This is a genomic window from Bifidobacterium mongoliense DSM 21395 (assembly GCF_000741285.1).
GTDB classification, from domain to species: domain Bacteria; phylum Actinomycetota; class Actinomycetes; order Actinomycetales; family Bifidobacteriaceae; genus Bifidobacterium; species Bifidobacterium mongoliense.
Genome location: NZ_JGZE01000028.1, coordinates 1 through 22549, shown reverse-complemented (window position 1 = coordinate 22549; position 22549 = coordinate 1). Strand labels below are relative to the sequence as shown.

The 22549-nt window shown below is 64.3% G+C and carries 19 protein-coding genes; 17 read left to right on the top strand and 2 right to left on the bottom strand.

The window, feature by feature from the left end:
* Positions 1 to 175 precede the first annotated feature (175 nt).
* From BMON_RS08350 to BMON_RS09345, 10 genes are all read left to right on the top strand, one after another.
* Positions 176 to 1048 carry an ABC transporter ATP-binding protein gene (locus tag BMON_RS08350; RefSeq protein ID WP_033511702.1) on the top strand — a complete coding sequence of 291 codons (873 nt, stop codon included), beginning with the start codon at positions 176 to 178 and terminating at the stop codon, positions 1046 to 1048.
* A complete protein-coding gene (locus BMON_RS08345) occupies positions 1048 to 1752 on the top strand; it encodes an ABC transporter ATP-binding protein (RefSeq protein ID WP_033511704.1) in 705 nt (234 codons plus the stop codon). The genes BMON_RS08350 and BMON_RS08345 overlap by 1 nt, the downstream gene beginning before the upstream one ends.
* 143 nt (positions 1753 to 1895) lie before the next feature.
* Positions 1896 to 2555, top strand: a complete 660-nt coding sequence (locus tag BMON_RS08340; RefSeq protein WP_033511705.1) for an L-threonylcarbamoyladenylate synthase — start codon at positions 1896 to 1898, stop codon at positions 2553 to 2555.
* Positions 2552 to 3844: an MraY family glycosyltransferase gene (locus tag BMON_RS08335; protein ID WP_081883016.1), complete on the top strand. Its 1293-nt coding sequence runs from the start codon at positions 2552 to 2554 to the stop codon at positions 3842 to 3844. The genes BMON_RS08340 and BMON_RS08335 overlap by 4 nt, the downstream gene beginning before the upstream one ends.
* Positions 3845 to 3885: 41 nt before the next feature.
* A complete protein-coding gene (gene guaB, locus BMON_RS08330) occupies positions 3886 to 5433 on the top strand; it encodes an IMP dehydrogenase (RefSeq protein WP_033511897.1) in 1548 nt (515 codons plus the stop codon).
* A gap of 339 nt (positions 5434 to 5772) precedes the next feature.
* Complete coding sequence (gene orn, locus BMON_RS08325; RefSeq protein ID WP_033511707.1) at positions 5773 to 6480, top strand: oligoribonuclease; 708 nt, start codon at positions 5773 to 5775, stop codon at positions 6478 to 6480.
* Between the two features lie 63 nt (positions 6481 to 6543).
* Positions 6544 to 7950: an ATP-dependent DNA helicase gene (locus BMON_RS08320; protein ID WP_033511709.1), complete on the top strand. Its 1407-nt coding sequence runs from the start codon at positions 6544 to 6546 to the stop codon at positions 7948 to 7950.
* Between the two features lie 111 nt (positions 7951 to 8061).
* Positions 8062 to 9915 carry a proline--tRNA ligase gene (locus tag BMON_RS08315; protein WP_033511898.1) on the top strand — a complete coding sequence of 618 codons (1854 nt, stop codon included), beginning with the start codon at positions 8062 to 8064 and terminating at the stop codon, positions 9913 to 9915.
* Between the two features lie 142 nt (positions 9916 to 10057).
* Positions 10058 to 10909: a 3-hydroxyacyl-CoA dehydrogenase gene (locus BMON_RS08310; protein ID WP_033511711.1), complete on the top strand. Its 852-nt coding sequence runs from the start codon at positions 10058 to 10060 to the stop codon at positions 10907 to 10909.
* Between the two features lie 284 nt (positions 10910 to 11193).
* On the top strand, positions 11194 to 11766 hold the full coding sequence (locus BMON_RS09345; protein ID WP_051918034.1) for a single-stranded DNA-binding protein: 573 nt from the start codon (positions 11194 to 11196) through the stop codon (positions 11764 to 11766).
* A gap of 16 nt (positions 11767 to 11782) precedes the next feature.
* Here the strand turns inward: BMON_RS09345 and BMON_RS08300 are convergent, their stop codons facing one another.
* Positions 11783 to 13870, bottom strand: a complete 2088-nt coding sequence (locus tag BMON_RS08300; RefSeq protein ID WP_033511713.1) for a M13 family metallopeptidase — start codon at positions 13868 to 13870, stop codon at positions 11783 to 11785.
* A 94-nt stretch (positions 13871 to 13964) separates the two neighbouring features.
* On the opposite strand from BMON_RS08300, the gene map reads away from it, so the two are divergent.
* Together map and BMON_RS08290 are read left to right on the top strand one after the other, a co-directional pair.
* Complete coding sequence (map, locus tag BMON_RS08295; protein ID WP_033511715.1) at positions 13965 to 14741, top strand: type I methionyl aminopeptidase; 777 nt, start codon at positions 13965 to 13967, stop codon at positions 14739 to 14741.
* Between the two features lie 280 nt (positions 14742 to 15021).
* Positions 15022 to 16317 carry a citrate synthase gene (locus BMON_RS08290; protein WP_033511717.1) on the top strand — a complete coding sequence of 432 codons (1296 nt, stop codon included), beginning with the start codon at positions 15022 to 15024 and terminating at the stop codon, positions 16315 to 16317.
* Positions 16318 to 16431: 114 nt separating this feature from the next.
* Here BMON_RS08290 and dapD read toward each other — a convergent pair whose 3' ends face one another.
* A complete protein-coding gene (gene dapD / locus BMON_RS08285) occupies positions 16432 to 17418 on the bottom strand; it encodes a 2,3,4,5-tetrahydropyridine-2,6-dicarboxylate N-succinyltransferase (RefSeq protein ID WP_033511719.1) in 987 nt (328 codons plus the stop codon).
* 128 nt (positions 17419 to 17546) lie between these two features.
* Between dapD and BMON_RS10545 the strand changes: the two genes are divergently transcribed.
* The 5 genes from BMON_RS10545 to BMON_RS08260 form a co-directional block, all read left to right on the top strand.
* Positions 17547 to 17678: a hypothetical protein gene (locus BMON_RS10545; RefSeq protein ID WP_272944913.1), complete on the top strand. Its 132-nt coding sequence runs from the start codon at positions 17547 to 17549 to the stop codon at positions 17676 to 17678.
* 124 nt (positions 17679 to 17802) lie between these two features.
* Entirely contained in the window at positions 17803 to 18942 is a 1140-nt protein-coding gene (gene prfB / locus BMON_RS08275; RefSeq protein WP_033511723.1) for a peptide chain release factor 2, read from the top strand.
* A gap of 39 nt (positions 18943 to 18981) precedes the next feature.
* Positions 18982 to 20418 (top strand): cell division ATP-binding protein FtsE, encoded by a 1437-nt coding sequence (ftsE, locus tag BMON_RS08270; RefSeq protein WP_081883015.1) that lies wholly within the window; start codon positions 18982 to 18984, stop codon positions 20416 to 20418.
* A complete protein-coding gene (gene ftsX / locus BMON_RS08265; RefSeq protein ID WP_033511725.1) occupies positions 20418 to 21341 on the top strand; it encodes a permease-like cell division protein FtsX in 924 nt (307 codons plus the stop codon). Before ftsE ends, ftsX begins: the two co-directional genes overlap by 1 nt.
* Positions 21342 to 21567: 226 nt before the next feature.
* On the top strand, positions 21568 to 22549 hold a 982-nt coding region (locus tag BMON_RS08260; protein WP_420307897.1), incomplete at its 3' end, for a coiled-coil domain-containing protein.

Genomic DNA, 22549 nt, shown 5'->3' with positions numbered 1-22549 from the left:
CCGAAGACAACGCCACACCGGACACTGCGGCGGGCGCCGATGATGTGTCGCGCCTGCAGGACGGTGTCATTGCCTCTGCCGGCATCGCGGGTACGGGCGAGGGTTCGGCCGGAGTCGGTCCGGATCCCAACGCGCCACGGGATGGCGGCGCAATGCAGGAAGGAGATGATCGGCGATGAGCGAACCCATTTTGAAAGCGGAGCATCTGGGCATCACTTTCGGGGGGCTTAAGGCCGTCTCGGACTTCAACATGGTCATCGGCAAGGGCGAACTCGTCGGGCTCATCGGGCCCAACGGCGCAGGCAAGACGACTGTGTTCAACCTCCTCACTGGCGTCTACAAGCCGACGGAGGGGGAGTTCTGGCTCGACGGCACGAAGATGAGCGGCAAGAAGACTTATCAGGTCGTGCGCGCCGGTATTGCCCGCACCTTCCAGAACATCCGGCTGTTCCGGCAGATGACGGTCGAGGAGAATGTCCTCGTGGCGTTCGATGACTCCTTCAGCTACCACATGGGCGCGGCGATCTTCCGCACCCCAGGGTTCTGGAAGCAGGAGAAGAAGAAGCACGCTCAGGCCATCGACCTGCTGCGCATCTTCGGCCTTGAGGGCTATGCGGGCGTACAGGCGGCGAATCTGGCCTACGGCCAGCAGCGCAAGCTGGAGATCGCCCGGGCCTTGGCCACAGGCATGAAGCTGCTGCTGCTCGACGAACCGGCCGCGGGCATGAACCCCACGGAGACCGAGGATCTGCTCTCCTGCATCAGCACGATCCGGGAACGCTTCGGCATCGCGATCCTCCTCATTGAGCACGATATGAGCCTGGTGATGAAGGTCTGCCAGCGCATCCAGGTGCTTGACTACGGGCGTACCATCGCTTCCGGTCTGCCCAACGAGGTCGCGAACAATCCGCAGGTCATCACCGCATATCTGGGTACGGATGCCGACGATGGAGTCGCGGACGACGTGGCCACGGGCAAGTCGTCCGTTGACGGCGGCGCTGATACGGCCGAGTCCGACGCGGCCGACAAGAAGGAAGGTGCACGCTGATGCTGGACATCAAGGATCTCAAGGTCTCATACGGTGCCGTCGAGGCGCTCAAGGGCATTAGCCTGCACGTGGATGACGGCGAGATCGTGTCGCTGATCGGCGCCAACGGCGCGGGTAAGACCACGACCCTGCACACCATCACCGGCCTGGTGCCGGCCCAATCCGGATCGATCACCTTCAACGGCCACGATCTGCTCGCCACGAAAAGCGGGAAGATCGTCACCCTCGGCATGGCGCATATCCCCGAAGGGCGGCACGTGTTCACCCGCATGACCGTGCAGGAGAACCTCGAAATGGGTGCCTTCAGTCTCAAGGATCAATCCGGTGTGGGCAAGGGGCTGGAGAGGGCCTTCGAGTACTTCCCCAGACTCAAGGAGCGGCGCAACCAGTTGGCCGGGACGCTCTCGGGCGGCGAACAGCAGATGGTCGCCATGGGACGTGCGCTGATGAGCAACCCCACCACGATTCTCATGGATGAACCGTCGATGGGGCTTTCCCCGCTGCTGGTCAAGGACATCTTCTCCATCATCACGATGTTGCACGCCAAAGGCATCACCATCCTGCTCGTCGAGCAGAACGCCAAGATGGCGCTGTCGATCGCGGACCGCGCCTATGTGCTCGAAACCGGGCGCATCACCATGGAGGGCGACGCGAACGATCTGTTGCACGACGAGAAGGTCCGTCGCGCCTATCTGGGTGCGTAGGGCACCTCGGAGTAGTGCCTGTTGCCCGTAGGCCGGTGCATCGGAGCGATTCGGTGCACCGGCCCTACGTGTCTGCCCGGCCTTGTCGCGAGAACGCCGCATGCTAGGTTGGTAGCATATCTTCGGAAGGTCACAGAGGTCTTATGAGTGAAATCGTAGCCATCACGGATCAGTCGCTGCGTCGCGCCGCCGCCGTCATTCATGGGGGAGGGCTGGTCGTCCTGCCCACGGATACCGTCTACGGCGTCGCCTGCGACCCGTTCAACGCCGATGCCATTGCGAAGATATACGCCGCGAAACGGCGTCCGCGATACAAGGCGTTGCAAGTGATCCTGGCGTCCGTGGACGACATCGACGACCTGGGCCTCGATCTTCCCGTTCCACTCAATCGGCTGGCCGCCACGTTCCTGCCCGGAGCGTTTTCGCCAATCGCCGTCGCCCGTGACGGCTGCACACTCAAGACGTTGCGGCCGGAGGCCGACGGCTCCTATTCCCAAGCACTGCGCGTGCCGAATTCGGCGGTGGCGCTGCGCATCCTGCGTGCGACGGGTCCGGTGGCGGCGTCGAGCGCCAACCGTTCGGGCGGGGAAAGCCCGCAGACGGCGCAGGAGGCGTATGAGCAGCTCGGCGATGACATCGACCTGTATCTCGATGGCGGCGTGACGCAAGGCCATATCGCCAGTACCGTCGTCAGCGCCGATCAGCATGACACCGACGGCATCTGCGTCGAGCGCGAAGGGGTGATTCCTGCGGCGGTGATTCGCAAGTCGCTACTCATCAACGGCGGGAGCCTCGGCGCGTGAGAGTCTACCTGTTCATTGCGGCCGTCGCCGGCGGCGTGACCTGGCTGGTCACCCCGTTGGTGAGGCACCTGGCCATACGCGCGGGTGCCGTCGGCGAAGTGCGCGCGCGTGACGTGCACACCGTCCCCACGCCTCGTATGGGTGGTCTGGGGATGCTCATTGGCTTTGCTGCGGCATTGGTGTTCGCCAGCAGGATTCGGTTCATCAGCGGGCTGTTCGTCAACGCCCACCAACCGTGGGTCATCCTCGCCGGCGCCGCCATGATCTGCCTGCTCGGCGTCGCGGACGACCTGTGGGACCTGGACTGGATGCTCAAACTCGCCGGGCAGCTGCTCATCTCCGTGTTCGTCGCGTGGGGCGGTTTGCAGATCATCACGCTGCCGCTGGGTTCGCTCATCACGGCCTCACCCACCATTTCGATCGCGATCACCGCCTTCCTTATCGTCGCCTCGATCAATGCGGTGAACTTCGTCGACGGTCTTGACGGTCTGGCCTCGGGGATCGTCGCCATCGGAGGTATCGCCTTCGCCGCCTACTCCTATATGCTTGCGCGGTCCTCGCCCAGTTACGCCTCGACCGCCACGCTGATCGACGTGGCCCTCGTGGGCATCTGCGTGGGGTTCCTCCTGCACAACTGGCATCCCGCCAAACTGTTCATGGGGGATTCGGGGTCGATGCTGCTGGGCTATGTCATCACGTGCGCGTCGATCATGGTCACCGGTCACCTCGATCCCGCCTCGGTGAACACCATCGTGTATCTGCCCGCCTTCATGCCCGTATTGCTGCCGGTGCTCGTGCTGTTCCTGCCTGTGCTGGACATGTGCCTGGCGATCGTACGGCGCCTGAGCCGAGGCCAGTCGCCCATGCACCCCGACCGCATGCATCTGCACCATCGGATGCTGCGCATCGGGCATTCGGTCCGTGGCGCCGTGCTGATTCTGTGGGGCTGGGCGGCGCTCATCTCCTTCGGATCCATTCTGCTGCTGCTGTTGCCCGCATGGACCGTGGGTATCGGCATGGCCGTCATCGCCGTGCTGCTCACGATCCTCACCATGCTGCCGTATCTCAACCGCATGCGTCCGCTGCTGCGTGCCGAACGTGACGCCGAGCACGCCCAGATGCGTGAGACGAACGCCCAACATGCGCCCAGGCGTGCGCCCGACGGATCCGTCTCGATCCGCGAGGCGTCCACCGCAAGCTCCGACGATGCACGTCACGAACGGGCGTCGTCGCAGGGTGGCGACGGTGGCGCTGACGGCGGCGGGGACGTGGATTCGCCCCAGGCGTGAGGGCCCGTGCGTTCGTCAGCCCGAACCCATATAGTATGGGCATGGCTTCAAATCATGATATGAACGCAGAGTCTTCGTATGCCCCGGTTCCGCCGATTTTCGCCAAACTCGGTCTAGCCTACGACGATGTGCTGCTGCTGCCCAACGAAACTGACGTCATCCCCTCAGAGGTGGACACCTCCACCCACTTCACCCGTGACATCACCTTGAAGGTGCCGGCCATTTCGGCCGCCATGGACACGGTCACCGAATCCGAAATGGCCATCGCCATGGCCCGGAACGGCGGCATCGGTGTGCTGCACCGCAACCTCTCCATCGACGATCAGGCCTCGCAGGTCGACGTCGTCAAGCGCAGCGAATCCGGTATGATCACCGACCCCCTCACCGTCAATCCCGAAGCCACGCTCGCCGATCTCGACAAGCTGTGCGCGCGGTTCCACATCTCCGGTCTGCCCGTGGTGGATAAGGACAACCGTCTCGTCGGCATCATCACCAACCGCGACATGCGGTTCATCGCCTCCGAGGACTACGATCGTCTCAAGGTCAAGGACGTGATGACCAAGGACCATCTCATCACGGGGCCCGCCGACATCACCAAGGAGGACGCCCACCGCCTGCTCGCGCAGCACAAGGTGGAGAAGCTTCCCCTGGTCAACGAGAAGGGCGAGCTCTCTGGGCTGATCACCGTCAAGGACTTCGTGAAGACCGAGCAGTATCCGGATGCGACGAAGGACGCCCAAGGGCGTCTGCGCGTGGCCGCCGGCGTCGGGTTCCTCGGCGATGCCTGGCAGCGCTCCTCCGCGTTGATGGAGGCCGGCGTCGACGCGCTGATCGTCGACACCGCCAACGGCGAGGCCCGTCTGGCCCTCGACATGATCCGTCGGCTCAAGGCCGATCCCGCCTTCAAGGACGTGCAGATCGTCGGCGGCAACATCGCGACCCGTCAGGGTGCCCAGGCCATGATCGATGCGGGCGTCGACGCGGTCAAGATCGGTGTCGGCCCCGGCTCGATCTGCACCACCCGCGTCGTCGCGGGCGTCGGCGTGCCCCAACTCACGGCCGTCTATGACGCCGCACAGGCCTGCAAGGCCGCCGGCATCCCCTGCATCGCCGACGGTGGCATCCACTACTCCGGCGACATCGCCAAGGCCCTGGTCGCCGGCGCCGACTGCGTCATGCTCGGCGGTGCCCTGGCGGGCTGCGAGGAGACCCCGGGCGAGAAGGTGCTCCTGCACGGCAAGCAGTACAAGCTGTACCGCGGCATGGGTTCGCTCGGTGCCATGGCGCCCCGCGGCAAGAAGTCCTATTCGAAGGACCGCTACTTCCAGGCCGACGTCACCAGCAACGACAAGGTCGTGCCGGAAGGTGTCGAAGGCGAGGTGCCCTACCGCGGGCCGCTGAACGCCGTGCTGTACCAGATGATCGGCGGGCTGCACCAGTCGATGTTCTACGTCGGCGCGCACAACATCCCCGAGATGCAGCGCAAAGGCCGTTTCATCCGCATCACGGACGCGGGTCTGCGCGAATCGCATCCCCACGACATCGTCATGACCACGGAAGCCCCGAACTACACCGGTTTCCACAACTGACCGGTCCGGCTCCCGCCCTGATCCGTGCCGCGCGTGCGGTAATACCGTGCGGTTGCGGCGTGACATAGCGCCGACGCCCGGCGGGGGAGGGGCCCGAGCATGACCAGACGCCGCAGCGGCATCGTCCGCGCGGCGTCTCGTCGTATGTGGGGCTCTACGCAGTGCTTCTCATGCTTCTCTGTGCAGGGGTCTTTACGCAGCGATTCCTATGTGGTTCCCCGTATCCGGGCGCGAATATCGGGTCCCCGGCCGGCTTGGTCCGACAGGCCTGGCCGATGACGGTCGGGCGGGCGAGGTAGCATCGTCTGTTCTGTGTTGGACGAAGGAAAGGTGGCCGTCATGGCCGAAGGCAAGGACGATCTCATATTCACCCCGGAGGAGTCGCGCCTCATCTGGATCGATTGCGAGATGACGGGACTCGACATCTTCCACGACGAACTGTGCGAGGTGTCGGTCGTGCCGACTGATTTCAACTTCAAGGTGCTCGATCAGGGCATCGACCTGGTGATCCGTCCTTCCGACGGCGCGGTCGCGCATATGAACGATTTCGTGCGGCACATGCACACCTCCTCGGGTCTGGTCGACGAGTGGAACAAGGAGGGTCTAACTCTTGAAGACGCCCAACGGCAGGTCGTCGAGTACGTGAGCCGTTTCCTGCCCGCACGCGGCAAGGCCCATCTGGCCGGCAATTCCGTGGGGTCCGACAAGAAGTTCCTCGACCGGTTCATGCCCGATCTCATGGCCAAGCTGCACTACCGCGTCATCGACGTGAGCACCTTGAAGGAGCTCTCGCGCCGTTGGTATCCCGCGGTCTATGCCAACAAGCCCGCCAAGCACGGCGGCCATCGCGCCCTCGCCGACATCATCGAGTCGATCGACGAGCTGCGCTACTACCGCGACATGTTCTTCGTCCCGGCCCCCGGTCCCGACGACGCCGAGGCGAAGGCAGGCTCCGCCCGGATCGAGGCGACCAGTCTTCTGCGCTCCTACGAGTCCGACGGCAACCCCGTCGAGGATCCGAACCACGCCGAAAAGATCGATTACTGAGTCCCGATACCCGCCGTTGGTGACGTCGCTCGCCCACGGACCGACAGGAAAGGCGGCAGACCCTTGCAACAGTCCGAGGCGCTGGCATTGCTCAAGGCCGGGGCTTCCGTGTTCATCACCGGAGCCCCCGGTGCCGGCAAGACCTATGTGCTCAACGAATTCATCCGACAGGCGCGGGCCGACGGGGCTTCGGTCGCCGTCACCGCGTCGACCGGCATCGCCTCGACGCATATCAACGGCCGCACGATCCACTCATGGAGCGGCATCGGCGTCTCGACCGTACTGACCGAGCCGCTGCTCCGTCAGATCCGCTCCCGCCGTCGCCGCAAGATCCAGGCCGCCGACATCCTCGTCATCGACGAGGTCTCGATGTTGCACGCCTCGTTGTTCGATATGGTCGACGAGGTCTGCCGGGCGCTGCGACACCGGCCCGAACCCTTCGGGGGCCTGCAGGTGGTGCTCTCCGGCGACTTCTTCCAGTTGCCGCCCGTGAGCCGTTCCGGTCGTGGAGCTCCCATGGCCCCGTCCGGACCCGAATACGAGGCGATGCGCGAACGGTACGCCCGGGTGGGCAAGGATCCCAACGGTTTCATCACCGAATCCCTCGTCTGGGAACAGCTTGATCCGGTGATCGCCTACATCACCGAGCAGCATCGACAGGATGACGGTCAGTTGCTCACCGTCCTGACCGATATCCGCGAAGGGTCGGTCAGCCAGGAGGACCACGACGTGCTCGCGGGTCGTCTGGGAACGGCACCGGCCGCGGATCAGGTCGCGGTCCATCTCTTCCCCGTCAACCGCCAGGCGGACGCCCTCAACGACACCCAGCTGGCCAGGATCGCCGAGAGCCCGCACGACTACCACGCGCAGGCCACCGGACCCGTCGATTTGATCACCCGGTTGAGCCGCAGCATGCTGGCGCCCGAGGAGCTGCATCTCAAGACAGGGGCGGCGGTCATGGCCCTGCGCAACGACCCCGATCATCAGTTCGTCAACGGGTCGATCGGCACGGTGCGCGGGTTCGCGCCGGAGTCCAAAGGCGGCTGGCCGATCGTCGCTTTTGAGAACGGCAACACCGTCACCATGCGCCAGGCCTCCTGGGAGATGATGGATGGCGAGACCGTCCTCGCCGCCATCACCCAGGTGCCGCTGCGATGCGCATGGGCCATCACCATCCACAAGTCGCAGGGCATGACGCTGGACAGGGCCGTCATGGACCTGCGCCGGACCTTCGCCCCCGGCATGGGGTATGTGGCCCTCTCCCGGGTCGAGAGTCTCGATGGCCTCTACCTGGAAGGCATCAACGAACACGCCTTCGACGTCTCCCCGCAGGCCGTGCTCTTAGACGGTGTGCTGCGCTCCCACGCCCGTATGGCCGTGGCCCGGTTGCACGACGAGGGACCGGGGTCCTTCGTCCCTGCAGTGCAACAGGACGACGACGGGGAATTCACGCAGGACGAGTTGTTCTGACGGTCGGGTGGGCGCCCGGTGGACCGCCCGCGGAGTGCCCGGAGAGCGCCACGAGTCCGGCCTCAGGGCGGCATGGCCTCGTTGTCCCCTTGCGAGCATAGTTTTGGACGCATGAGTTCCACAGCACTTCGTATGTCCACATTGTTCCTGCGCACCCTGCGCGAGGATCCCGCCGACGCGGATGTCGATTCCGCGCGTCTCCTGCAGCGCGCAGGGTATATCCGCAAGGCCGCGCCCGGTATCTGGACCTGGCTGCCGCTGGGTTTGCGCGTACTGAACAAGATCGAAGCCATCATGCGCGAGGAGATGGCCGGCATCGGCGCCCAGGAGGTGCACTTCCCGGCCTTGCTGCCACGCGAACCCTACGAGGCGACGCATCGCTGGGAGGAGTACGGCGACAACATCTTCCGTCTCAAGGACCGGCATGAGGCCGATTACCTGCTGGCCCCCACGCATGAGGAGGTCTTCACGCTTCTGGTGAAGGACCTGTATTCCTCATATAAGGACCTGCCGGTTACGCTCTATCAGATTCAGACGAAGTACCGTGATGAGTTCCGCCCCCGGGCCGGGCTCATTCGCGGCCGTGAGTTCATCATGAAGGACGCCTACTCGTTCACCATCGACGAGGAGGGGTTGGGACAGGAGTACCTCAAGGAGCGCGGTGCCTACGAGCGCATCTTCCATCGTCTCGGCGTCGACTATGTCATCGTCCATGCCGTTTCCGGGCCCATGGGCGGTTCGCAGTCCGAGGAGTTCCTGGCGCCGCTGCCGATCGGCGAGGACACCTTCGCCCAGTCGCCTTCCGGCAAGGCGTGGAACGTCGAGGCGCTGAGCACCCCGCAGGCCGCGCCCGTCGACTACTCCGGCGAGCCGCAGGTCGAGACGCGGACCACCGAGGGGACGCACACCATCGAGGCGCTGGTCGAGTGCGCCAACACGAACTATCCGCGTTCCGATGGCCGCGCATGGACGGCGCAGGACACCTTGAAGAACGTCGTCATCACGGTCAAACATCCCGAGGACGAGCTCCATGACACCCCGTGGCGCGAGGTCGTCGTCGTCGGCGTGCCCGGTGACCGTACGGTCGATATGAAGCGGTTGGAGGCGCAGTTCGCGCCAGCCGAGATCGAAGAGGCCAATGAGCAGGACCTGAAGGCTCACCCCGAACTCGTGCCCGGATTCATCGGCCCGATGGCCTTGGGACCGCAGGCGCGCGGCCATGGACTCGGGGCGGACGCCGACGAGACCGAAGCGGGTTCCGGTGACGATGGTTCCATCCGCTATCTCATCGATGCGCACGTGGCCAAAGGCAGCGCCTGGATCACCGGGGCCGACGAGAGTGATCGCCACCTCTTCTATGCCGTCTACGGTCGTGATTTCGAGGCCGACGGCACCGTCGAGGCGGTCGAGGTGCGGCAGGGCGATATGAGTCCCGACGGCTCCGGTCCGTTGAGTTTCCAGCGCGGCGTGGAGATCGGCCAGGTCTTCCAACTCGGCTTGAAGTATTCACAGGCGTTGGGCCTCAAGGTGCTTGACCATAACGGCAAGGCCGTACCCGTGTGGATGGGCTGCTACGGCATCGGCGTCTCGCGTGCCCTCGCATGCATCGCCGAGTTCCACCATGACGACAAGGGCCTCGCCTGGCCCGCCGCCGTCGCCCCCGCCCAGGTCCACGTGCTGGCCACCGGCAAGAAGGCCGAGGCGTTCGATGCCGCGGACACACTCGTCGCCCAACTGGAGGAACGCGGTGTCGAGGTGCTCTACGATGACCGCCGCAAGGTGTCGCCCGGCGTCAAGTTCAAGGACGCCGAGCTGATCGGCGTGCCGCTGGTCGCCGTGGTCGGCCGCGATACGGTGAATGACGGTACGATCGAGATCCGCTTGCGCGACGGGAGCGAGGCGGAGGCCGTGCCGGTCGATCAGGCCGCGCAACGCCTGCAGGAGCGGTTGGACGCACTGCGGTAGAGTGCTCTGTGTCGTGTTTCATCGAACCCACCTGTAGGCACATGCTGCAGGTGGGTTCGTCGGCTGTTATGGCCCACAGACCCCGGTTTCGCGCGTATCATGTGATGCACGGGTAACGAAGGCGTTACCTCGAAAGAAGGCAATGATGCAGCAGGTAACCGTATTAGGCACGGGCATTCTGGGATCCCAGATCATCTTCCAAAGCGCATATATGGGCAAGGATGTCGTGGCCTACGACGTCAGCGACGAGATTCTCGCGGCCTTGCCTCACCGGTGGCAGACCCTTGAAGCGCATTACCGCGAGGATCTGCCCGATGCCACGCAAGAGCGTCTCGATAGGGCCGTCGCGCATATCCGGGCGACCAGCGATCTCGCCGACGCTGTCCGTGAGGCTGAAGTCATCATCGAGGCGATTCCCGAGCAGCTGAGCATGAAGCAGGAGGTATGGGGCAAAGTCGGTGCCCTGGCCGCTCCGGAGGCCATCTTCTGCACGAATTCCTCCACGTTCCTGCCGAGCGACATCGCGCCGTTCACCGGTCGGCCCGACCGGTTCCTCGCCCTGCACTTCGCGAACACGATCTGGAAGAACAACACCGCTGAGGTCATGGGCCATCCCGGCACCGACCCCCAGGTGTTCGAGCGCGTGGCCGCCTTCGCCGAGGAGATAGGCATGGTGCCGATTCGGTTGCACAAGGAGCAGCCGGGGTATGTCCTCAATTCGCTGCTGGTGCCGTTGCTCAATGCGGCCGCCGATCTGTGGGTGCGCGGCGTCGCCTCCATCGAGGATATCGACGCCACGTGGCGCATCGCGACCGGGGCTCCGCTCGGGCCGTTCCAGATCTACGACATCGTCGGCATGATGACCCCGTACTATCTGAGCAAGGACAGCACCGACCCCGTCCGTAAGAAGTTCGCGGAGCGTCTCAAGCACGATTACATCGATCAGGGCAGGATGGGTCGCGATAGCGGCAGGGGATTCTACGACTATCGCTGAAGTCGACCTGTGAGGGGGTTCCTGTTCCTGACGCATGCGGGTTGCTGTGGCCCCGATGAGACGGTGTGTCGGGGTCATGGTGTCCCATGCGGCGTGGCGGACCCAGGCCTTCGACCACATTGGACGATGAAGCCTTCGTCGATGGGATGATGTCCGGCACACTGGGGGTACCGCGGGAGGGTCGGCCGGCAACGACGTGATTCGACAATGCGACGGCGCTCGCCGACCTTGCCGTCCCGCGGTCCATACCAGAGTGCAGGGAATCAGAGTGCGAGGAGGCCGAGATGCCACAGCAAACAACCGTCACCATCACCGGGTTCGTGGGAGCCGATCCGGTTCGATTCGGTCGTGAGGGGGCGCCCCCGGCGTGTTCCTTCCGCGTCGGTTCGACACGGAGCTACTTCCATGCCGCGTCGAACGAGTGGAAGGATCATCCGACCACATGGGTCACGATCAAGGCGTTCAGATCACTTGCCGAGCACGTGCTGGGATCGTTGCACAAAGGCGATCCGGTCATCGTCACTGGTCGGCTGGGCACGGAATCGTGGCAGCAGGACGGCAATCCACGCAGCCGCATGGTTCTGGAGGCCGGCGCGGTGGGGCATGACATGAGTTTCGGCACGAGTGTGCTCAACAGGAGCCGTGTCCCCGCCGAAGCCTCCGGTGCGGGGTGGCGACGTGCCGATGCCCACCAGGGCGGCATGGCGCAGGACGGCATCGCACGGGACGGCGCAGTGCAGAACGACAGGGAGCAGCCTTCCGCACCACCATCGTCCGCAGCGACGGCGGATGGGGCCCGGGATGCGGTCTCCTCCCTCGAAGGGAAGGAGGAGGGGTTCGCCGACGCCGGATTCTAGGCCCGGCGTGACGCGCCTACCAGATATGCACTCGGTGTTCCGGGGCCAGCCACATGGCGTCCCCCGGCTTGACGTCGAAGGCCTTGTAGAACAGGTCGACGTTGCGCATGATGCCGTTGGTTCGGGCCTCGGCCGGCGAATGGGGGTCGATCTGCAGGTACTGCTCCGCCAGCTCATCGCGCTGCTTGGTGCGCCAGACCGAGGCATAGCTCAGGAAGAAGCGCTGCAGGCCGGTGAAGCCGTCGATATGCGGAGCCTGTTCCAGTGTGGCCTCCAGGCCCGATTCGGAGTCGTCGCCCTCGTTCGCGGTGTCGATGCCCTTGGCCCGCAACGCGAAGGCGTAGGCCTTGAGCGCGATGTTGACGCCGCTGAGATCGCCGATGTTCTCGCCGATGGTCAAAGCGCCGTTGACATGCGGGGCCTTCTCCTTGTCGTCACCGTACTTCTCCAACAGCTGGGAGGGGACGAAGGCGTTGTACTGCTCGATGAGCGCGGAGGTGAGACGGGTGAAGTTCTCCTTGTCCTCGGCGGTCCACCAGTCGGACAGGCGGCCATCGCCGTCGTATTGACTGCCTTGGTCGTCGAATCCATGGCCGATCTCATGGCCGATCACGGCGCCGATCCCGCCGTAGTTCGCGGCGTCCTCGGCACGGGGGTCGAAGAAGGGCGGTTGCAGGATGGCGGCGGGGAACACAATCACGTTCATGGACGGCTCGTAATATGCGTTCACCGTCTGCGGGTTCATGAGCCACTCGTCCTTGTCGACGGGCTTGCCCGCCTTGGCGAGTTGGTAGCCGGATTCGTAGATCGATGAGGCCCGCATGTTCTCCACCAGGGAGGCGTCGGCGCGTACGGCTAGCGCACTGTAATCGCGCCAGTGATTGGTGTATCCGATCTTCGGTGTGAATTTGGAGAGCTTCTCCAGGGCCTTGGCCTTGGTCTGTTCGCCCAACCACGAGCTGCCGGCGATCGAAACGTGGTAGGCCTCGATGAGGTTCGCGACCAGATGCTCGACGCGTTGCTTCGAGCTGGCGGGGAAGTGACGGGACACGTAGACACGTCCGACGTCCTCGCCGCAGACCCCATTGACCAGCGAGACGCCACGCTTCCAGCGATCGCGTTGGGTGAGCGCGCCCGAGAGGGCCTTGCCGTAGAACTCGAAGTTCGTTTCGTCGAAGTCGTGGCTGAGCATGCTGGACCAGTGGATCAGCATGTGGGCGCGTGCCCATAGGATCAGGTCGTCGAGCCCGGATTCGTCCCATACCTCGTCCAGCCCGCTCAGGAAGCTCGGTTCGTGCACCATCGTGTGCTGCAGGGCATCGAGCACGTCGACCGGCTGCGCTTCCGTGGAGGGCGCCGCGTCATAGGCCTGCTGCCAGGCGGCGGCCCAGGCTTCGATGTCCACGTGGAAGAGTGTCGATTTCAGCGCGGCGAAGTCGGTGGGGTTGTGTGTCTTCTGCGAGTTGCGGGTGGCCACATTATCCCAGTGATGGGAGGCCAGACGCGTTTCGAACCCGATCACACGGTCGGCCATGGCTTCGCAGGTCTCGGCGTCGCCGTACTGCGCGAGCAGCAGGAGCCTGGCGAGCATCCGTCGGTACTGTTCACGGATGGGTGCGTACCGGTCCTCCCGGTAGTAGGCCTCGTCCGGCAGTCCGAGTCCGCTTTGTTCGATGTGCACGATGTTCGTATCCGGATCATCGGGATCGCCGTAGATGCCGATGTCCATGAGATCGGGGCCGCCCGAGGGGTTGAGCCCGCCGAGCACATGGATGAGTTCGCCCTTGTCCTTCGCTGAGTCGATGCGGCCCAAGGCCTGCGCGATGGGGGACATACCCGCCTGGTCGATGGCCTCGGTATCGCAGAACGAGCGGTAGAGGGCCTGGGAACGAGATGCGGTGCAGTTCTCGTCCTCGAGTATGTCGCGGATCTGCTCCTCGGCGTTCTGCGCCAGCATATCGAAGGAACCGAATCGCGAACGGTCGTCCGGAAGCCGATAGGTGTCGATCCATGGCCCGTTCACGTACCGGAAGAGGTCGTTGGCCGGGGTGATCACCGAAGAGAAGGAACTCGGGTCAAGCCCCGAAATCATTGCGTTATCCATGTGCACACCCTATCCGCGTTCGATGACAACCATATGTCCATACGCGCATGGCGGGCACGGCTTGTTGTTGGGCGGGCGACGTAAAGTGAGAATCATGATCGAATTAAAAACACCCAGTGAAATAGAAGCGATGAAACCCGCCGGCCGCTTCGTCGGCAGCATCCTCAAAGAACTCAGGGCTATGACCAAGGTGGGCACCAATCTGCTCGAGATCGACGAGTTCGTGGCCAAGAAGATCGCCGACCGCAAGGGCGCCGAATCCTGCTACGTGGACTATGCGCCGGACTTCGGCACCGGTCCGTTCGCCCATTACATCTGTACCTCCGTCAACGACGCCGTGCTTCACGGCATCCCCTTCGACTACGACCTCAAGGACGGCGATCTGGTCAGCCTCGATCTGGCCATCAACGTCGACGGTTGGGTCGGCGATTCAGCCATCAGCTTCGTGGTCGGCAAGCATCAGGACCCGGAGGATCTGCGGCTCATCAAGTGCACGCAGGAGGCCCTCGAGGCGGGTATCGCCCAAGCGCAGCCAGGCAATCGTCTCGGTGACATCTCCCATGCCATCGGCGACGTCGCCCGCGAATATGGCTATCCGATCAATCTCGACTTCGGCGGTCACGGCGTCGGGCGCATCATGCACGCCGACCCCCATATCGCCAACGACGGCAAGGCCCATCACGGCTATCACCTCCGTCCGGGCCTGGTCATCGCCATCGAACCCTGGTTCCTCAAGACCACCGATGAGATCTACCAGGATCCGAAGGACGGTTGGACCCTGAAGTCCTCCGACGGCTCACGGGGCGCCCATTCCGAGCACACCCTCGCCATCACCGAGGACGGTCCGCATATCCTCACCGTGCGCGAATAGACGCCGCGTCGATGAACGGGCCGGGGCCCGACCCTCCATCGTCGTAGTGCCGACCTTCGTTCACGAAAGCCGTCATCTCATGCCGTATGCGGTGTGAGACGGCGGCTTTCGTGTACACATCGGTCTGTTACGCTGTCGGTAACCACGGGGTCGCAGGGTCGTATCGGTCGCCGGGCAGGGCATCATCGCCTGCCGGTGAACCGTCGGATCCGTGTCTGTGCACGGAGTTGCCGTTCCACGCCCCGGGTGAGTGATGGTGTGTCAACAGAAGGGTCGCCTCATGGGTCTTGCGAAACTGGAAGTGGATGAGCAGAAGTTCATGCTGCCCGTCGTCGAGGCGACCTCGGGTCCCAACGGCATCAAGGTGGCCGATTTGCGCAACGACGGCTGGGTGACGCTCGATCCGGGGTTCCTGACCACCGCACAGTGCGAGTCCGGGATCACCTATATCGACGGCGGCCGCTCGATCCTGCGGTACCGCGGATACCCCATCGAGCAGCTGTGCGAGCAATCCGATTTCCTCGAGGTCGCCTGGTTGCTGCGCTTCGGCGAACTGCCCACGCAGGAGCAGTACGCGACGTATTGCGCCAACATCAATCGTCAGACGATGGTCGGTGAGGATTTCCGCGTCATGCTCGGATCCTTCCCGCGCAACGCCCACCCCATGAGCGTGCTCGCCTCAGCAGTGAACGCCCTAGCCGCGTTCTACCCCGACACCACGGATCCCACCGATCCGGTCGCCCTCGATCGGGCCGCGGACATCATCATGGCCAAGGTGCGCACCATCGTGAGCTATATATTCCGCCGGCGTCGCGATGAGCCGATGCTGTATCCCGATTATTCGCGCGGCTATGTGGACGATTTCCTGCGCATGTGCTTCGCCGTGCCATACGAGCCGTTCGAATCGGACCCCCTGTACGTCCATGCGCTCGGCCGACTGCTCATCATCCACGCCGACCACGAGCAGAACTGCTCCACGTCGGTCGTCAGGATCGCCGGCAGCGCACAGGCCAACCTCTACTCCGCGGTGGCGGCGGGCATCAACGCCCTATCCGGCCCCCTGCACGGCGGGGCGAACGAATCCGTGCTGCGTCAATTGGAGACCATCAGGGACAGCGGCAAAAGCGTCGAGGAGTTCGTGCGCGACGCCAAGGACCGGCACGAGAGGATATTCGGTCTGGGGCATCGAGTCTACAAGTCCTACGACCCCCGGGCGGTGGTCGCCAAGCAGTATCTTGAGAAGATCCTCGAGCGCGAGAGCACGTTGCAACTGACAACGGGGGAGCGCGTGCTCTTCGACATCGCGCGCCGACTGGAGGACATCGCCTTGCACGACGACTACTTCGTTTCGCGGCACCTCTACCCGAACGTCGATTTCTACACCGGGCTCATCTACCGCGCCATCGGCTTCGATCCGGGCATGTTCACGCCGTTGTTCGCGCTCGGGCGCATCCCCGGATGGATCGCGCAATACCGGGAGATGCGCACGGATCCCGAGACCAAGATCGGCCGGCCCCGCCAGGTGTACACCGGTGAGGGCGCTCGCGATTACGTCCCGATCGAGCAACGTTCCTAGCTTATGAAACCCTGACCACCCCGGCGCGCAAGGCTTCCGGAACCGGGCCGACGACCGATGCGGCAGGGGGCTGCGATGACCGCGTCGTCATGCAGGCCCCGACCACATTCGTCGTCAGTTGCGATGCAGCTGCGCGTTGAGCTCGATGCCCTTGGAGCGGCCACGGGCCTCAATGGCGCCGGTCACGGAGTTGCGGATGAACAGGATGTTGTCCTTGCCCGACAGATCCGCGCCCTTGACGACGTCCAACGGGATGCCCGCAGCGCGCTTCGCCTTGTCGATGACCGTGATCTTGGTTCCCGCCGTGACGTACAGTCCCGCCTCGACGACGCAGTGGTCGCCCAGTGAGATGCCGATGCCCGCGTTGGCGCCGACCAGGCTGTGCTCGCCGATGGAGTTGCGCAGCTTGCCGCCGCCGGACAACGTGCCCATCGTCGAGGCGCCTCCGCCGATGTCCGAGCCGTCGCCCACGACCACGCCCTGCGAGATGCGGCCCTCGACCATGGAGGTGCCGAGCGTGCCGGCGTTGAAGTTCACGAATCCCGCGTGCATGACGGTCGTGCCGGGGGACAGGTAGGCGCCCAGCCGCACACGGTTGGCGTCGCCGATGCGCACGCCGGTGGGCACCACGTAATCGACCATGCGAGGGATCTTGTCGATCGACATCACGTGCACGCCGGGGCAGGGCATGGCGCTCGCGCGCATGATCTGCGCTTCGAGTGCGAGTCGGTGCTCGGCGAAACCGGGTACCGCGAACGGCCCGTAGTTGGTCCAGACCACATTGGCGAGCTTGTCGAACATACCCTCGAGGTTGAGGCTGTTGGGCTTCGCCAGGCGCATGCTCAGCAGATGCAGGCGCAGATAGGCGTCGGTGGCGTCGCGAATGGGTTCATCGAGTTGCGAGACCACGAATACCGGCACGCGCCGCACGCCCCGGGCGTCGGCGGTGTCCGTGGCGAGTGCGGCGAAATGATGCGCCGGCCTGTCATGCTCGTCCGGCACCGGTCCGAGTTGCGGCTCGGGGTACGTCACGTCCAGCGTCACGTCCTGTTCGTCGACGCTTGCGAGGCCCCAGCCCCACGCTGTCCTTGCATCGTTCATATCCAGTCTCCTTCACCACCGTTATGGTCACCAATATCAAGGTGGGCGCGGTGCGCCTCGTCAACACGATACAACGCGGCGGGCCCTCTCAGGGTCGCGGTAGGGCGCATTGCGTACAATCGTGCGATGTGAAGGATGATGGCAACGCGTCGCAGCGACGCAGACGGTACCGGCGCATGACCGCCAGGGTGGTATGCCTGGTCATCGCCGCGGCCATGTTGCTGGCCTTGGTCATCCCCGCGATCTACGCGGGTCTTTGACGTGCGCGTGCGCCGTATCCGTTCGAACCGTGGCATGGCCGGGTCCGGGGAGCGGCAGGGCGCGTGATCCGGTGGTGGGCCAGCAGGCATTCGATGATAGACGACACACGGTATGGTGGTAACAATGGCAGATTTTGATTTTTCCCAGGCGCTGGGTGAGGCTCGCACCAAATACGAGTCCATAGCCAAGGCGCTCAATGTCGAGCGGCTCGAAGCCCGGATCAAGGATCTCGAAGTGCAGGCTTCGCAGCCGAATCTGTGGGACGACGTCGAGCATGCACAGCAGGTGACCAGCAACCTGTCGGCTGCGCAGAGTCAGGTCAAGAAGCTGCAGGCGCTTCAGTCTCGGCTCGACGATGTCGAGGTGCTCTTCGAATTGGGGCAGGAGGAGCAGGACGCCGGTACGATCGCCGATGCGCGTACCGAGGTCGGCGCCATCCAGACCGACCTCGACGCCATGGAGATCGAGACGCTCATGGACGGCGAGTATGACGAGCGCGCCGCCGTCGTCACGATCCGCTCCGGCGCCGGCGGCGTCGACGCCGCGGACTTCGCCGAAATGCTCATGCGCATGTATCTGCGCTGGGCCGAGCGCAACGGTTACAAGGCCAAGGTGATGGACACGTCCTACGCCGAGGAGGCGGGCATCAAGTCGGCGACGTTCCAGGTCAACGCGCCGTACGCGTATGGCCGGCTGTCGGTCGAGGGAGGCACCCATCGTCTCGTACGCATCTCGCCGTTCGATAACCAGGGTCGACGGCAGACGAGCTTCGCTGCCGTCGAGGTCGTCCCCCTGGTCGAGGAGACCGATCACATCGATATCCCTGACACCGATATCCGCGTGGACACCTACTGCTCGTCCGGTCCCGGAGGCCAGGGCGTGAACACGACGTATTCCGCCGTGCGTATCACCCACCTGCCCACCAACATCGTGGTGACCATGCAGGATGAACGCAGTCAGATCCAGAACCGCGCCGCGGCGATGGCCGTGCTGCAGTCCCGTCTGCTGGTGCTGCGCCACGAGCAGGAGGCCAAGAAGAAGAAGGAGCTGGCGGGCGACATCAAGGCCAGCTGGGGCGACCAGATGCGCTCCTATGTCCTGCATCCGTACCAGATGGTCAAGGATCTGCGCACCGGGTACGAGACCTCCCAGACCCAGGCGGTATTCGACGGCGACATCGACGGCTTCATCGATGCGGGCATCCGCTGGCGTCACGAGCAGCGGATCCACGACGACGAGGAGTCGGAGGATTCGCGGAACTGACCCGGTGCATCCGGGTCCATCATCCGAAGGACGGCAAACATGGCACTTATCTCATTGGAGCAGGTCTCCAAGATCTACGCGAAGGGCACGCGCCCGGCGTTGGATCGCGTCAGCGTCTCCATCGATCGGGGTGATTTCGTCTTTCTGGTCGGGGCTTCGGGCTCGGGCAAGACCACGCTCCTGAGTCTCCTGCTGCGTGAGGAGGAGGCGACGCAGGGTGAGCTGCGCGTGGCGGGCAACGATTTGCGGCGCATGACCCAGCGCCAGGTGCCGCAGTACCGGCGTTCGATGGGCTTCGTCTTCCAGGATTACAAACTGCTCAACAACAAGACGGTGTGGCAGAACGTGGCGTTCGCGCTCGAGGTCATCGGCACGAGCCGTTCGACCATCAAATCGCTGGTGCCCAAGGTCCTCGAGACGGTCGGCCTGGTCGGCAAGGAACGCAACTTCCCGCACGAGCTTTCCGGCGGTGAGGCGCAGCGCGTGGCCATTGCCCGCGCCTATGTGAACCATCCCCAGATCCTGCTCGCCGACGAACCCACCGGCAACCTCGATCCGACGACGTCATTGGGGATCATGGAGGTGCTCGACGCGATCAACCGCACCGGCACCACCGTGGTGATGGCGACGCACAACGAGGAGATCGTCAACTCGATGCGCAAGCGCGTCATCGAGCTGCACAACGGCAGGATCGTGCGGGATGAGCCGCACGGCTCCTACGATTCAGCGTTGTTCTTCCCCGACGCCCAGGTCGAGTCGAACGCCCAGCGCGTCATCGGGGGTGCGGATACCGGCACCGCTGCAGGTCGCGCACCGTCTGAGGCGGCATCTCTCGTCGTCGGTTCCCCGATGGCCGGCGGCAGTGATGGTTCGCCGACGCGGGCCGCGGCACCCGAGGTCTCGGCGGCGCATTCGACCGGTGCGGCCGATCCGTCGGGCGATGTGACGGGACATGACGCGGACGCCACGGTGGTGGCCGATGCGCCGGTGCCGGCCTCGGAGCATTCCGATGCATCGACCACCCACGCCCTCGACGCCGTGGTGCAGGTCATCCGTTCCGATGCCGAAGGGGACGATGGCATCGCGCGTCTGGCCAATTCGGTGCATTCCGGCAGGACCGGACGCTATGGCGACGTCTTCCAGTCCGCGGAGACCACGATGACCTGGGGCAAGGGCATCGAGGGCCTCGACGATGCTCGGAGCGATGGCGGCACCGATGGTGCCACCGATGGTGCCACTGATGGCGGCACCGATGATGAGCCGCCGGCACCGCCGCAGGAGTCGGGTGCGGAGCCGGCCGAGAAGGCGACGATTCCGGCGCCTCCCGCTCCGCCGAGTGCTGCGGAGCGGACCGACAACCGGTACCATGCCGGGCCCGGGCCGGAGCACGACCAGGGGAATGCACGCCCGACCACGGACGATGCGCATGACACGATGGATGCGCCCGCCGCGCGATCCACTGAGGAGAACAACTGATGAGAACACGGTTTATTCTGTCCGAAACGTGGATGAGTCTTCGCCAGAACCTGTCGATGATCTTCTCCGTGATGCTCGTCACCTTCATCTCGTTTCTGTTCATCGGCGCCTCCGTGCTCATGCAGGCCCAGGTGACCCGTGCGAAGGGCGATTGGTACGACAAGGTCGAGGTCGTGGCGTGGCTGTGCCCCGACGGCACGAGCCAGGCGGCGTCCTGCGCTTCGGGGAAGGCGCCGACGCAAAGCGAGATCGTGCAGCTGCAGAACGTCATCCACCAGGAACTCGGCGGCGTGGTCGCCAAGACGACCTATGTGAGCCGCGCCGAGTTCTTCAAGAACACCTTCCTCAAGCAGTACCCCGACGGCGTCTACCAGGGGCGCACGCTCACCGCGGCCAACATGCAGGACTCGCTGCGGCTCAAGCTCACCGACCCCACGAAATACCAGGTGGTGTCCGAGGTGCTTAAAGGGCGCACCGGCATCGAGGACGTGATCGATCAGCGGCAGATCTTCGACCCGGTCTTCAACGTGCTCAACAAGGCGACGCTGGTGACCGTGGTGCTCGCCGCCGTCATGGTCGTGGTCGCGATCCTCCTGACCGGCACCACCATCCGCATGAGCGCCGCCTCGCGCAAGAACGAGACCGAGATCATGCGCTATGTGGGCGCCTCGAACTGGACCATACGACTGCCCTTCATCCTCGAAGGCGTGCTCGCCGCGTTCTTCGGTTCGCTGTTCGCCGTGGGTACGCTCAGCGCCATCGTGTCCATGTTCATCACCGATGGTCTGGCGCGGACGGTGCAGTGGATGCCCTTCATCAATCAGGGGACGGTGTGGCTCACCGCACCCGCCCTCATTCTGGGTGCGATGCTGCTCTCGGGCCTCGCCTCGGGCGTCTCGCTCCGGCGATACCTCAAAGCCTGACCGGCCTCACCGATGGTCGACCGCCATGCGCTCCCGCATGGCCCGGACGATGGCGGGAAGACGTATCGGACCGCGGTCGTTCGGCGTTGGCCGGCAAGCGTGGGGTAGCACACGTTCGATGGGAGCGGGCTCGTTTCGCGATTGGCCCATACGCGCGGCGTGGCCGATTCGTGAGTTGTTCGCTACAATGTGAAATCGGGCATACGAAAGGCAGGAAGCTGTACATATGACGCATACGAAACGAATCAGCGCCGTTGCCGGGATGATGCTGGCCGCAGCCACGACCCTATCGGCCGGTGTTCTCGGGGTCACCTATGGCGCGCAGCAGGCGCAGGCCGTCCCCAGCTGGGGGAGCTATCAACAGAAGGTGCAGGACCACGAGGACCTCAAGGGCCAGCTGTCGGGCGTGAACGCCCAGCTTGCCGATCAGATCCTCAAACTCAATGATTTGACCGAAAACCAGATTCCCGCGGCGCAGAAGGCCGCGCAGGATTCCCAACAGCAGGCGCAGCAGGCCTCCGATCTGGCCCAGGCGACGGGTGAACGGCTTGACGCCGCGAAGAAGGACCGGGTCGATCTCGAAACGAAGATCAAGCAGACCGGTGCCGACTACGATGACGCGAAACAGGCCGTGGCGCAGTTGGCCCGCGATAGTTTCCACGGGTCGAATGCATCCGAGGTCATGGATGTGGTGACCAATGCGAAGACCACCGACGAGTTCGTCGGCAAGATGCAGTCGGACGCCGCCGTGACGCGCAGTGAGAACAATGCCGCCGATGATGCCGCGAACACCCTGAGCACATCGAAGAGCCGCAAGGATCGTCTGTCCGCGATCGAGCAGCAGATCACGCATCTCAAGCAGCAGTCCGACGAGCAGGCCGCGCAGGCCCAGCAGGCCGCGCAGGATGCCCAGGCGAAGCAGGCCCAACTCAATGATCTGCGCGATCAGGGCACGGCTCAGCGTGAGAGCCTGTCCAAACAGCAGGGCGATTTGACGAGCCAGTCGGCGCGTGAGGCGGCGCAGATCGTCGAGATGAAGTCGCAGATCGATTCCTACAACCAGCAGGTGGCCGCCGCGGCGGCTGCGGCGAGTGCCCAGGCCGGCGTGCAGCAGCAGCTGCGTCCKMCGTCSWWCGTCCAGCCGTGGTTCACGGCCTTCCTGCAGCAGCACGGCCATGCAGATGCGTTCCGATCGTCGGTCCAGTCGT

Excerpts from the sequence above, each read along its gene's own strand:
- BMON_RS08300 (WP_033511713.1), bottom strand. The coding sequence starts at position 13,870 with ATGGATAACGCAATGATTTCGGGGCTTGACCCGAGTTCCTTCTCTTCG.
- BMON_RS08345 (WP_033511704.1), top strand. The coding sequence starts at position 1,048 with ATGCTGGACATCAAGGATCTCAAGGTCTCATACGGTGCCGTCGAGGCG.
- BMON_RS08315 (WP_033511898.1), top strand. The coding sequence starts at position 8,062 with ATGAGTTCCACAGCACTTCGTATGTCCACATTGTTCCTGCGCACCCTG.
- BMON_RS08290 (WP_033511717.1), top strand. The coding sequence starts at position 15,022 with ATGGGTCTTGCGAAACTGGAAGTGGATGAGCAGAAGTTCATGCTGCCC.
- map (WP_033511715.1), top strand. The coding sequence starts at position 13,965 with ATGATCGAATTAAAAACACCCAGTGAAATAGAAGCGATGAAACCCGCC.
- ftsX (WP_033511725.1), top strand. The coding sequence starts at position 20,418 with ATGAGAACACGGTTTATTCTGTCCGAAACGTGGATGAGTCTTCGCCAG.
- guaB (WP_033511897.1), top strand. The coding sequence starts at position 3,886 with ATGGCTTCAAATCATGATATGAACGCAGAGTCTTCGTATGCCCCGGTT.
- ftsE (WP_081883015.1), top strand. The coding sequence starts at position 18,982 with ATGGCACTTATCTCATTGGAGCAGGTCTCCAAGATCTACGCGAAGGGC.
- BMON_RS08350 (WP_033511702.1), top strand. The coding sequence starts at position 176 with ATGAGCGAACCCATTTTGAAAGCGGAGCATCTGGGCATCACTTTCGGG.
- prfB (WP_033511723.1), top strand. The coding sequence starts at position 17,803 with ATGGCAGATTTTGATTTTTCCCAGGCGCTGGGTGAGGCTCGCACCAAA.
- BMON_RS08340 (WP_033511705.1), top strand. The coding sequence starts at position 1,896 with ATGAGTGAAATCGTAGCCATCACGGATCAGTCGCTGCGTCGCGCCGCC.
- BMON_RS08310 (WP_033511711.1), top strand. The coding sequence starts at position 10,058 with ATGATGCAGCAGGTAACCGTATTAGGCACGGGCATTCTGGGATCCCAG.
- BMON_RS09345 (WP_051918034.1), top strand. The coding sequence starts at position 11,194 with ATGCCACAGCAAACAACCGTCACCATCACCGGGTTCGTGGGAGCCGAT.
- orn (WP_033511707.1), top strand. The coding sequence starts at position 5,773 with ATGGCCGAAGGCAAGGACGATCTCATATTCACCCCGGAGGAGTCGCGC.
- dapD (WP_033511719.1), bottom strand. The coding sequence starts at position 17,418 with ATGAACGATGCAAGGACAGCGTGGGGCTGGGGCCTCGCAAGCGTCGAC.